The sequence below is a fragment of the Neobacillus sp. genome, from assembly GCF_031988165.1.
GTDB classification, from domain to species: Bacteria; Bacillota; Bacilli; order Bacillales; family Cytobacillaceae; genus Neobacillus; species Neobacillus rhizosphaerae.
In genome coordinates this window covers 117,223-129,104 of the sequence record NZ_DALZYO010000005.1, presented here as the reverse complement: position 1 = coordinate 129,104, position 11,882 = coordinate 117,223, and the positions used below count along the sequence as shown (strand labels likewise).

General features: G+C 39.3%; 8 protein-coding genes. 2 read left to right on the top strand and 6 right to left on the bottom strand.

The features are described from left to right. Positions 1-305 precede the first annotated feature (305 nt). Both ezrA and refZ read right to left on the bottom strand, forming a co-directional pair. Positions 306-1,994 carry a septation ring formation regulator EzrA gene (gene ezrA, locus RTR43_RS04515; RefSeq protein WP_312469986.1) on the bottom strand — a complete coding sequence of 563 codons (1,689 nt, stop codon included), beginning with the start codon at positions 1,992-1,994 and terminating at the stop codon, positions 306-308. A gap of 259 nt (positions 1,995-2,253) precedes the next feature. After that, on the bottom strand, positions 2,254-2,886 hold the full coding sequence (gene refZ, locus RTR43_RS04510; protein ID WP_312469985.1) for a forespore capture DNA-binding protein RefZ: 633 nt from the start codon (positions 2,884-2,886) through the stop codon (positions 2,254-2,256). A 157-nt stretch (positions 2,887-3,043) separates the two neighbouring features. Between refZ and RTR43_RS04505 the strand changes: the two genes are divergently transcribed. After that, positions 3,044-3,526 carry a GAF domain-containing protein gene (locus RTR43_RS04505; RefSeq protein ID WP_312469983.1) on the top strand — a complete coding sequence of 161 codons (483 nt, stop codon included), beginning with the start codon at positions 3,044-3,046 and terminating at the stop codon, positions 3,524-3,526. A 58-nt stretch (positions 3,527-3,584) separates the two neighbouring features. Here RTR43_RS04505 and RTR43_RS04500 read toward each other — a convergent pair whose 3' ends face one another. Further along, the gene (locus RTR43_RS04500; protein ID WP_312469981.1) at positions 3,585-5,015 is read right to left on the bottom strand and encodes a sensor domain-containing diguanylate cyclase; all 1,431 of its coding nucleotides are present in this window, start codon (positions 5,013-5,015) and stop codon (positions 3,585-3,587) included. A 389-nt stretch (positions 5,016-5,404) separates the two neighbouring features. Between RTR43_RS04500 and rpsD the strand changes: the two genes are divergently transcribed. Beyond that, positions 5,405-6,007, top strand: coding sequence for a 30S ribosomal protein S4 (gene rpsD, locus RTR43_RS04495; protein WP_312469979.1), 603 nt, complete (start codon positions 5,405-5,407; stop codon positions 6,005-6,007). Between the two features lie 146 nt (positions 6,008-6,153). Here the strand turns inward: rpsD and RTR43_RS04490 are convergent, their stop codons facing one another. The 3 genes from RTR43_RS04490 to RTR43_RS04480 are packed head-to-tail and all read right to left on the bottom strand — an operon-like array spanning position 6,154 to position 11,649. After that, complete coding sequence (locus RTR43_RS04490; protein ID WP_312469977.1) at positions 6,154-7,740, bottom strand: SagB family peptide dehydrogenase; 1,587 nt, start codon at positions 7,738-7,740, stop codon at positions 6,154-6,156. 22 nt (positions 7,741-7,762) lie between these two features. Further along, positions 7,763-9,703, bottom strand: coding sequence for a TOMM precursor leader peptide-binding protein (locus RTR43_RS04485; RefSeq protein WP_312469975.1), 1,941 nt, complete (start codon positions 9,701-9,703; stop codon positions 7,763-7,765). Then, positions 9,703-11,649 (bottom strand): putative thiazole-containing bacteriocin maturation protein, encoded by a 1,947-nt coding sequence (locus tag RTR43_RS04480; protein WP_312469974.1) that lies wholly within the window; start codon positions 11,647-11,649, stop codon positions 9,703-9,705. The genes RTR43_RS04485 and RTR43_RS04480 overlap by 1 nt, the downstream gene beginning before the upstream one ends. Positions 11,650-11,882: the final 233 nt, after the last annotated feature.

Here is an 11,882-nt window from a genome sequence, read left to right as displayed (position 1 = left end):
CGTTACCTGCCACCATCTATTATGGAAATACACTTCTTTCAAAAATTCAGTCTAACTTGCAAAAGGCGGTGTGAACAGAGCTTATCTTATCTTCTCTCCATTCGGCGTGAAAATTGTTTGTTTTTCACTGCATTGGATAAACTGATTCGTTTTGGTAGCGCTCCGCCCCTTTTCCACGCAAAGTAAATCTTATCATAAACCAAACTTTTGAAAAAGAAAAAACCGATTCGTCCTTTTATGGCTGAACCGGTTTCTTTATTGATTGTCTTACTTCTCCATAAAATAAGACATATGAATTTTAAATGTTATTCAGTTTCAACAGAAGCTTTAATTTTCTTCAAAGCATCTGGATCAATTGCCTCAAGTGATGCTGCTACTTGTTCTAAAGCCTCTTGATAATCATATTGTCTAAAAGCCATTTCCGCCTCAGATAATCCTTTTGAAACTGACTGATACTGGCTTCGATAACGATTTCCATACTGAATTGCCTTCTCGGCAAGCGAGACATTCTCAATCATCTCAATCGTTGAATTAACCAATTTTTCAACAGTTAATTCAGCAATTTCTAAGTACTGATTCAAAGCAGATACATTTAAAGGCTTTTCTTCAAGCTGATATCTAACATTTTGAATACTTTCGTTTGTGTCCTCACATAAATACTGATAATCCGCTGGCAGGCCTGGAACATTGCTTTTAGACACAAGGCGAACCATATCCCCAACCCTTTTTGTAAGCTCCTTAATCTTTTCTCTTGCCTCTAATTCATCTTTTCTAAGTGCTTGAAGTTTTTGAGCAAAATCTTGCTGCCCCTCATGGATGATATCCAGTTGTTCTTTAATTCCACTCAATTCTTCACTAAGGACTGTTTGGGCAGTTTCATTCAGCTTTAATTTTTCAACGAGAATTTCATAATGTTTATATACAATTGCAAGTTCCTTTTCCAGATTCCGTTGTGTTTCAAAATCACTTTCAGACAACTGATAGCTTTGCTGAACATGAATTATTTCATCAGAAAGTTTCTTATTCTCTTCTTGAACAGAAGTAAGGAGTTCAATCGCTTCCTTTTCATTCCTTAAAACAAAATGTTTGGCGTGAACTTCTTTCTCCATAAGATCAAAAAGGATATCCATTCTATCCTTTACTTCTTTAATTCCTTCTTCTGCTTTATCAATTTCCGTTGTTTCAATCAGAACCAAATTCTCAGCAAGCTTTTCTTCCAAGCGCATTATTTCCTTTTTGACATTAATATGATCCAAATAATATTCCTGCTCAGTCATTTCACTGTGTCCATCCAAACACTCAGAAAGCTGATTCGGCAGAAGCGATTGGCATTCAATCAAAAGCTGGGGAATTAAATCCATATGGTTTTTTATCATTCCAAGCTGACTATGAATCACTAAAACCACTTCACGGGCTTCAAGGTAGTTGCCCAGCTCTGTTTTTTCATCAAAATCTTGAAATTTTTGTGCCACATCATTAAGCTGCACTTCCAAGTGTTTTTCGGCATTACCAAAGCTGTGACGGTGTGCAAGCAAAATCTTTTTCGATTCCCGATATAGGTCTTTTAGGTCCTCAATTTCAACCCTATTTTTTTCCTCACTGCCAACAAGTTCATGTAACTCTTCCAATATCTTCTTTATCTGATCCTCTGTTTCCTGTAGTTTACTTTGAATTGCCTGTTGGACACCTTTAGCTTTTTTGAATCGATACCGATCTATGTACTCTTCTGCATCAAAAAGCATTTCTTCTAAATCAGGCAGCTGTACCGTAACAACTTCGTCCCATTGATTCCGCCAACGTTCAAAAAGCTCTTCCGTTTGTCCTGTCATATTTAATTGCTTCACCTTTGACATTTCATCCAGTACTGGCCGGTTCATTAAATCGATTTTCCACGCTTCCAATCGATCCATTTCTTTAAAATATTTTTTCTTTATAAAATATCCGATTACAAATAACGCAAGTAAAAGGATGAAAAATCCAATGAAATATATCACATCTAAGCCCCCTATTTCCAACAACATTGATTCCTTTAATACAATCCGCTCATCTATTTATAAAAAAATTCTTAAGTTCCATTCAATGCTATTATGATACCATGTAAACGACAATTTTTGACTATTATTTTCAATTTTTTTGTAAAATAAAATAAACATAGGTTTCAAGTCCTAGCCCATTCATGAAAAAAGCTAGGTAATGAGTAAGATATCCACCTAATAAGGTGGTGTAGCTCAAAAAAAAAATAGCGATTAGTCGCTATTTTATTATTGCTCCCTTATTAATTGGTATATCTGTACAAAGTGTTTTATCAATCCAAAAATGGATATCCTTTAAATATTTTTGTTCGAAAAATGGCTCATTTGGGAAGACGTACAAGACTTCTCTCATATAATGAGTATTCATAAACGGCATCATCAAGAGACCTTTTAGCTGTACGATTAAGTAGGGAATCGAATGGGGACGGAATTCATTCCATTCGAAGCCTCGTTCAAATATTTTTTGAAAATAGTATTTTTCTTTCAGAGAATACGTCGACATGATTTCCCTAACAACCTGGGAGTCCACTGACATTTCTCGATACACAAAACTGGTTAGCTGATTATTTTCACATTGATAATGAAGCAAATTGGCTACAATTCGCTTTAAGCAATCTTTTGCCCCACGATCAATCGATGCGTAAATTTCCTCCATCTTGCCGATGTACTTTTCAAAAAAATACATAAAACAATATTCTAACAGACCTGTTTTATTATTAAAATGGTAGGCAATGGTTGCTGTATTGACTTTTGCTAAACTGGCAATATCTCTGATAGACGTTCCCGAATACCCATTTGCATGAAACAATGAAATCGCGGCCTTAACAATTGCTTCTTTTGCATTATTCTTCATTGATTCTCCCCCTTCAGATAAATCCCGTAATCCCCCTTACATAATGATTCTTTGTGTTACCATTGATTCCTTTATGAAAATATCGACAAAGTATGCTCATTTTCTTCAATTTTTGATAAAATAAAATATAAAATTTAAGAAATAAAGGGGTATTAACATGTTTAACGTCGAAATGTACACTGGGAACGGGGAAAAAAATTATGAATTAGTCAAAAAACAATTGCATGCCCTGATACATGATGAGAAAAACCATATTGCGAATCTAAGTAATGCCGCTGCCCTGTTAAATCAATTTCTTGACCGCATCAACTGGGTTGGATTTTATTTAATCGATACCAATGGTGAACTTGTGCTTGGACCATTTCAAGGGCTTCCTGCCTGTGTCCGTATTCCTGTTGGTAAGGGTGTGTGTGGCACAGCAGCTTTGAAACAAGAAACTGTACGTGTGCTTGATGTTAATCAGTTCCCTGGACACATCGCTTGTGACGCCGCCTCCCAGTCAGAAATAGTCATTCCTCTCGTGAAAGACGGCCAATTACTCGGGGTATTAGATATTGATTCACCTGAAACAAACCGCTTTGATGAATTGGATCAACAGAAGCTCGAAGAATTTGCCGCTATACTTATAGAACAGCTATAAAGAAAACTCGCCAGTGTGAAGTGTCGACTGGCGAGTTTTCTTTATATTTTTCAAGTGGCTAACTTACCTTAATATTATCTTCTTGGGTAACAACCTTGTTCTTTCCTGTCCCTTTTGCGAGATAGAGCGCTTCATCTGCTCGTTTAAATAAATATTTATAAGAATCTAGTCGTTCTTTATTCCAATAGGAAACACCACATGACACGGTAATATGCGGGCTAGAGCTTGTAGATACTTTTTCCACTAATCTTTCAGCTATGGTTGTACCAACATCTAAAGGCACCAATGGAAGATAAATAGCCAGTTCTTCTCCGCCCCACCGGGCGCCCACATCATTTCCACGGATGTTCCCTTTAATTAAATTGGCAACCTGAATAAGCAGTTCATCTCCTATTTGGTGCCCATAGGTATCATTGATTTCTTTAAAATTATCGATATCAATGAGAATAAACGTTCCTTCCTCATCCTTTTTCATAGAGTTCTGAATTTTTTCATCTAAAAACTTGCGGGAATGGAGCTTAGTTAGATGATCAGTGATAACCAATTTTTCTAACTCCTCTCTTAGCATGGAGTTAGTTAATGCTAACGATGAATGATGTAAAAGCGATTGAAGCAGCTTAAATGTTTCAAATGAGAAGAAATAAGGGGTTTGATGCATGATAATCGAAAAGCCCTTTAAATTCTCACTTTGTATTATCGGAATGGCGATTATGGAATGGAAATTTTTAATATTTTTAAAAGAAGGGAGGGTTATATCTCCAATAAATAACGGTTCGTTTCCTTTTTGTATTTTTTCTTTTATGTAGTCGATATAGATTCGTGCCTGTTTAGTAAAAAAATATGTAGTAGAACCTGGGAGTACTTTAATGTTTTCTTGATCTTGGGAAAATAGGAAAAAGCCAACCTCTTCGGCTTCAAAAGAAGAAATGATTTGTTCAGACATGAATGTCATGGTTTCAGCTAAACGCAGGTTGGAATTTAACCGATGAGAGGTTTCGTTAATTAATTCCAAATCAGCAATTGCCCTTCTTGATTGCTGATAAAGTTGAGCATTTTCCAGCGCGCTGCCTGCACATCCCGCCAATAAAGTAATAAATTCTACTTCCGTATCGGGAAATTCAGCCGTATTCGGTGCGATTACCTGCAATACTCCATAAATTCCCTGCCTTCCCTTTAACGGGGCATAGAGAATCACATGCTTTTCGACAATAGAATATTCAAATTGAACAATCCCCAGCACATAGGCATTAATGGCTGCAATATTTTCACCATCATACTCAAGATCAATTATCGGCAGGTCGCTATGGCTATGAGTATCCTGTGACAAGAGTAAATAATAGGAAAAGTTAGGATATACCTCTTGAAGAGTTATAAATAATTCACCAATTAGTATATCCACATCCAATGAAGAATGAAATTTATTTGTTATATGAAATAATCTCTTATATTTATTTACTTCCAATAGGAAATCTCCTTCAAGATCATCCATTTTATCCACACCTAACATTCATTCCAAATTTATACATCATATCCTAATTATAGATAAAACCATAGTACTTTTGAAGTGTTTTTTTAAAAATTTGTTAATCTTTCTAAGTGATTTATTAATCAAATGGATAACGATGATAGATACCTTAAATATACTTGACTTAATAGGTATAAAAATTATATAATACTCTTTGTGTAAAATATTGCAGCCTATGTGAACACTTTAATCGTCTCAGTTTGTTCCTCATTAAAGCATCTTGCTTTAATTTGATGGTGCATCTTGTAACCCTCTGCTGCTAGGGCGAAGGTGCATGAAAACAAAATGGCTACTAAAGAGTCTCATAACGGTTTTTATTTTACCAAAATAAAAACACGAAGGAGGAGTCATTCATGGCTCGTTATACCGGCCCAAGCTGGAAATTATCCCGTCGTCTTGGAATCTCTCTAAGCGGCACAGGTAAAGAAGTAGAAAAGCGTCCTTACGCTCCTGGACAACATGGTCCAAACCAACGTAAAAAGCTTTCTGAATACGGATTACAATTACAAGAAAAGCAAAAACTTCGTCATATGTACGGAGTAAATGAGCGTCAATTCCGCAACCTTTTTGTTAAAGCAGGCAAAATGAGCGGCGTTCACGGTGAAAACTTCATGATTCTTCTTGAATCACGTCTTGATAACCTAGTTTACCGTTTAGGTCTTGCTCGCACTCGTCGTGGAGCTCGTCAATTAGTTAACCACGGACACATTTTAGTTAATGGTTCTCGCGTAGATATTCCATCATACCGTGTAGCTCCTGGTCAAACAATCAGCGTTCGTGAAAAATCACGTAACTTTGATGTGATTAAAGAAGCAATCGAAGTAACTAACTATATTCCAGATTATGTTACTTTTGACGCTGACAAATTAGAAGGTACATTCACTCGTTTACCTGAGCGTTCTGAACTTGCTGCTGAAATTAACGAAACATTTATCGTTGAGTACTACTCACGTTAATTGATTTGCTTATTAAATAGCAAGCACAAAAACCCTAGAAACTGCGTTATATCAACGCTTCTAGGGTTTTTTATTTTTACTCTGCTTAGTAGAATTTTGTATTAAATAGGATGTGGCATTTTTACCATACGTTACACTTGTCTCTCCTAGCTAAGCAACCTTCCTTTTAACCAGGCACGGGGACGGTATGGACCGACCGGGATTTGGATTAGGCTTGTTTTTCCTTTCGAATCAATCCCGTAAAGTTCATCACATTGATTCGCGTCAAATCCTAATAGTGGGTGCCCTCCCATTCCTAAGGCACACGTTACCAAGAGCAATCGTTGCACGAGTATGCCCGCTTCCATTTGTTGAATGCGGTATCCTCTATATCCCAATTCCTTTTTGAGGTGTTCCTTGTCTCCAACAACATGCAGACAGAGCGGAACTTGAAACAAATTTACATTGGGCATTGTTAATCCATATTGTAAAAACTCCCGAAAATCCCCCTGTGTTATTCGCCGAAGTGCATGAGCGCTTTTGTCATAAGCGTAAGCACCATTTGGAACTCCCTCCACGTTATAAAAACTGCCGTATAAAGAAACTCGAGTCTCATCATTCCCATGTCTGTCGTCAAGATCATTCTGATACGGTAAGGAAAATGTCTCATTTAACAAAGTGGATAGTTGCGTTTGACTGACTTCACCTATCATAAAATCCATATCAGGAGAACGCCGCTCCCTGCAAACGGATGCAAGATCGTACGAAAAACGCTCAGCAAAGGGAAGTAAGAGCATTTCCGAATCTAAGGAAAGTTTCACACTACTATCTTTCTTTATCTTCACAAACGACTCTGTTGTTTCAAACATTGATGCTTCATTAAATTTCCTCAGCATCGGATAATCAATAACCCTCTTTGAACGGTTATAGGAAGCATGCTCCAATAGTGGCACTTCCCGACACAATTCAGTGTCAGAAACAATTTCCCCTCTATTATAATCGTCGTCAACACTAATGTTAGATGGATTAACCGATAATGGAATAACCGCATATACACTTTCATCCTGACTAGAAAGCCCAAGCAAATGATTAATAGACCTATCAAGAAATTGGTAGCATACTCGAGATGAAACCCCCATCGTATTGGCCACTTCTAAAGATTGCCCAATTAACACACCTGCATCTAGCCCTTGGAGCCTGTAGGAAAAATTATTGTATTTATAAAAATTTTTCCAAAAAAGTGTCGAGACAAAAACAGTACAGAAACAGTCAGAAAGATCACAGCTATTCCCAAGACTTCTTGATAAGTAGGAATCGTAATTTCCTTCTCTTAGCAAGAGGAGGCGATGGTGAGCCGCATCATAATGGTAAATTCCCATTGGTGCGTCCTCCAACTTTACATACACATATATTTCATTGGGATATAACGCCCCTCCAGAGGGTACAAATCTGCGTAATAACTGGGCATACCTCACAGCAGCCTTTTCCTTGTTGTCCTCGATTAAAGCGGATTGAGCGTATTGAGTAAGGCCGTATACATACCATAAGAAATGACCTAGCTCCTGCAGACTAGGTTCTGCCTTAGCTTCCCGCCGCTTTAGTGTTAACGGTACATCTGCACTCAGTGGAATTTCTGGTAAGCCGCGGTACAGTTTATAGGGAAGTGGTGCATCCTCCCAGTCCACTTGCCAATCTGGCGGAGCAACTTTTTCCGTATCAAAGTGAAGATGATGTACAAATGTTTCTAGCTCCAATCTTAAACCTCCTACTTTTCAATTATGGGAATGGGTGAGGATAGGGATTAAGCTGTTCATACGATAATGGCTGTTTCATAAATCCAAGTTTCATTGGCACACTAAGGACCCTCTCTAGCCCTTTCACACGGGTCAGGTGATGTCCGAATGTCATCGGTAACATACCAGGGATCAATACTTTCACACAGAATAATCCATTCCGTTTGGTTATCGGTGTCGTTTGGTCCACCACAATGGCCTCCAGATCTAACTCGCGGAACTTCTGAAGAATATCCTGAAGATCTTCCTTCAAATCAGTATTTTCAGGGGCCTCCTGGAATTCTTCTGCAAACGTACGTAATGGACGTTGATCATCCAATAAAAAAGTCAGCCGTTCCTCTGCTTCTCGCAGCCCGTAGAGCAAACCATGATCCTCCATGGTACGGACTGCGAACGGATTCTGCAACATATGTTGATATTTCTGCTGGTTAGCTTCTAATATTTCGTCATGCCTAACTATCATTCCCGCAAGCTCGTAAATTGCACTTTTTACTGCCCTTACAGGATCCGGGTTAGCTCCCGCTGCACAAATGAGATTTAGACCCTTGGATCTTCTGTTTTTTGCCACTGCCCACACGCTTGGAATCGTATGTTCCATCGTCGAATTGAAAAAATGAAGGTCATATCCCGCCACCTCACGCATACGGTCGACCATCAGCTGTAATTCTTTATCGTTTGCCGAACTAAGGTCAAGACGCGGAAGGGGGAGTTTTGCATACCAAGTTAGCAAGAATGAATCTCGCTCGACAACCTCCATAATGGCATGGAAAATAGCTTCTTCTAAACTCCCCCCTAAGGCACATCCATTGGAGGTTTCATAAACAAAGCCCTCCCCATACCCCAAACTGTAATAGGCGAGTAACTCCGGAACAAGTATTGGACGTTCTTGTAAAAACGAATAGCCCCAGACCCAATTCATTGGGTCATCAGGATGAAACGGTTTAAACGGAAAATGCGGCTTTGTATATTGTTCCTTTTCATGCAACCCTACTCTTGCAGGATTTAGTGCATTTTGCTTTACATTATGATAACTATCACGAACTACCGTCCTTTTGCCTCGAGGCTCGACCCCGCAATATCGTTCCAACCCTTCTAAAATGGCAGTCAACTCACTCATTTCATAAGAATTAGACCGGCCAGCGACTCCCTCGTCTGCTTCAAATAACGGCATGTTCACTATAACATCAGCAAATGGTAGCGTGAAATCTTGCACTTTTCCATTCATGACACCAGTATGATAATCCAGATAGTCTTTGACTAGTACTGTTTTAAATTCATCCATCGAACGGCTGCGATAACCACTTCCATTGAATTTAGGACTAGATTCTAACCTAATTTGAGCTAATTCTGGAGTATCATCAGGTAATGGACTGCAAATCGGGCACAAGGGATTAGGTAAGAAAAGGTGACTAGAATTGGTTAACGTTCTTAGGTTCATAATGAACACTCTTTCTTCTAAATTGCTGGGTTCTCCTTGAAGAACTCTTTGAACTTCGTTACATATCAATGCTGCCATTTGAGATAGTCCCGTTCGTGATGCCCATGCATCCTGCATGACACCTTCTCCTGCTGCCATCCTTAGCTGTAGCTGCCACATTTCTTTCCGATCGGATCCAGCTATCAGGCGCCGTATGTCAGCGCAGCAAGAACATCCCGGTGTATCCGGGCGAACTAAAGGACCAATGATTCCCTCCCCAAATGAAACGAAACCTCGAAGCCACGGGATACCAGTGTTCCTGTATTTTTCTTCCGCTTTTTGATGAATGACTGGATGCCAGGCATCGTGCAACACCAGAGCTAATTCTGTTTCTTCGTGAACCTCTTCTAATAGGCTTTGACGCCTTACGAGATAATTGCCGGATAATTGATCAAAGACATAATCCGCTAATAAACCCTCTCCGTCAATGAGAATATGGGAGGCCATTAGGATTCCTCCTCTCGAACCTGCACACCATACACCCCTGCCAATTCCTCTTTTAAAAAAGGTTCAAACGCAAGATCATAAACGAATAATCGTTTGCTGTTTTGGTTCAAGACCTGAATGGAAGATTGTAATAGATCCAATTGTGTTATTTCTTCACAAGAAGGGATTCCGAGTTTAAATTCCTTTTCCTTCAAAAAAACAGCTGACTCCGATATCCTTTCGGTTGCATGCACCTGATTTTGTTTATCCAAAAGCGCTTGTTGTAATGCACTCCGTAAAGCCAACGTTATATTTAAACCTGTACTAGTGTACCGACGCCCCTGCGACTTTACCCATATTACGGGGAAGCCTAGTATTTCATTTTCTAAACCGATGGTCGGTGCACCATTTAAGGTAGTCAGGGCATTTAAATAAAAGCTGCAGCGTTGATCTTCAATTTCTTCCAGTTGGACGCGAAAAATAGGATTCAGTAGATCGTCCTTTTTATTTCTCAATTCTTTCTCTAAATAGGCTTGCAAGCCGCGACAAACTGCCTCTTCAATTGTTTCCCCTGCACCAATGCCGATCAAACCCCCTGGTATGTTTTCACCAGCTTTATCTTTTTGGTCACTACATCCCTTAATCATTTGTGAAACATACATTTCAATACCAGTCAGTCCCGCTTCCCTCTTTGCCTCCTCATGTGTAAAACCCGAACAGACAACCTCTGACAGGAGGTCTGCTGGTCCCTCTGACACTGGATTAACCGCTTGAACATAGCACTGCGAAAGAGGAAGCTGTTTCAAGTTTCGCTCCTCCCAGGTATGGAATATCCCTGTTTCTTCCGAAGTTAATAGACTGAAATATTCCAAAAGATTATTCGAAGGTTCGTTTTTACTCTTTTCTTGCTTTATCCTTACATCAAGATCTTCCACCAGTCCAGAAGAGACACTTTTATTTGTAACCAATGGATGTGTGATGAATGAAATCCAGTCTCCTTCCAACGTTTCAAGATCAAATTTGTAAATTTGGTTACTCTGATTTAACCCTGCAATTCCTGTAGCCTTTTTGAAAAATTCGAATACGGTGACATTAGCGAGAATGGCTCCGGCAGTTGTAGAGAAAGATTGCGGCAGCCGATCTAATTGCAATGAAGATTGATGGGTTCGGCGCCATGCTGACTCCCAGCATCCCTCTGATTCCGGATGAACCAATGGACCAGCAAGCCCCACTTGGTCTAAACATATAGCGGGTAGAAATACCTTCCTCTGCTCTTTGCAAATCATATTTAGATCCCTAAGTTCTTTTACATTTCCATCCTGAGAGACATATAGAATCCAATCATATGGATGCAAAGCTTCTTGCCAAAAACTCCTTCCATCTCTTTTTTCAAATGGTACCTGCTCAACCTCCACTTCAGAGTCAGCATTGTAGGCATTGCGTACTAACTCATTTATCCGCAATTGATTTGTAGCTACTGAATCGGTCAACATGAAATGGAATTTGGGAAGTCCCGATTCAATTAATGCGGCAGCCAATGAAACCATAAAGGATCCAGAGCCGATAGCCAGAACTTTAGCTTGACGGTATTCTTGAAAACGGTACGCACCAGAATCTACAAAATTCTCGATAAATTCAATTTGTGAAGCATACTTTTCTAGGACTTTTGGGTTTAAATCATGTGTCCTATCTTGGCTAACATCTCGAACAAAGCCATTCTTGTACAACGTTTCTCCAATCTCATATACCCTGTTGCGATACGGCGCCGTTAATCCCTCGGTTAAATCTCCCAATGATTGCTCCCCGTTAAACATCGGTACTAATTTTTCAATCCATTGGTAAATCGTATTTCCTTCCATTCGGAATGAACTTAAGTTATTTCTAAAATACACACCACCCTTTGAATCTGGCAGATAAAATGAATCCCTTTTGACCTTCAAACGTGTGGACGAGTTAAGTTTTGTCATTCAGCTCCTCCTTAATTCAAATCAATCCTAATTATGCACTATCATTTTATGTACATTTATTTGTCCATTATGATTAGAAAAGCGGAAGCGCCCTGTTCAGCGGCGTATGGCCTCCTCGAAAAAGCTAACGCTTTTTCTTCGTGCGATGCTTATGCTGCCGAAGCCTTCCTTGTGGAGCGCTCCAACTGAGATAAATCAGAAAAGCGGAAGCGCCTTGCCCAGGGGCGACAGGC

Excerpts from the sequence above, each read along its gene's own strand:
- refZ (WP_312469985.1), bottom strand. The coding sequence starts at position 2,886 with ATGAAGAATAATGCAAAAGAAGCAATTGTTAAGGCCGCGATTTCATTG.
- RTR43_RS04505 (WP_312469983.1), top strand. The coding sequence starts at position 3,044 with ATGTTTAACGTCGAAATGTACACTGGGAACGGGGAAAAAAATTATGAA.
- RTR43_RS04500 (WP_312469981.1), bottom strand. The coding sequence starts at position 5,015 with ATGGATGATCTTGAAGGAGATTTCCTATTGGAAGTAAATAAATATAAG.
- rpsD (WP_312469979.1), top strand. The coding sequence starts at position 5,405 with ATGGCTCGTTATACCGGCCCAAGCTGGAAATTATCCCGTCGTCTTGGA.
- RTR43_RS04485 (WP_312469975.1), bottom strand. The coding sequence starts at position 9,703 with ATGGCCTCCCATATTCTCATTGACGGAGAGGGTTTATTAGCGGATTAT.
- RTR43_RS04480 (WP_312469974.1), bottom strand. The coding sequence starts at position 11,649 with ATGACAAAACTTAACTCGTCCACACGTTTGAAGGTCAAAAGGGATTCA.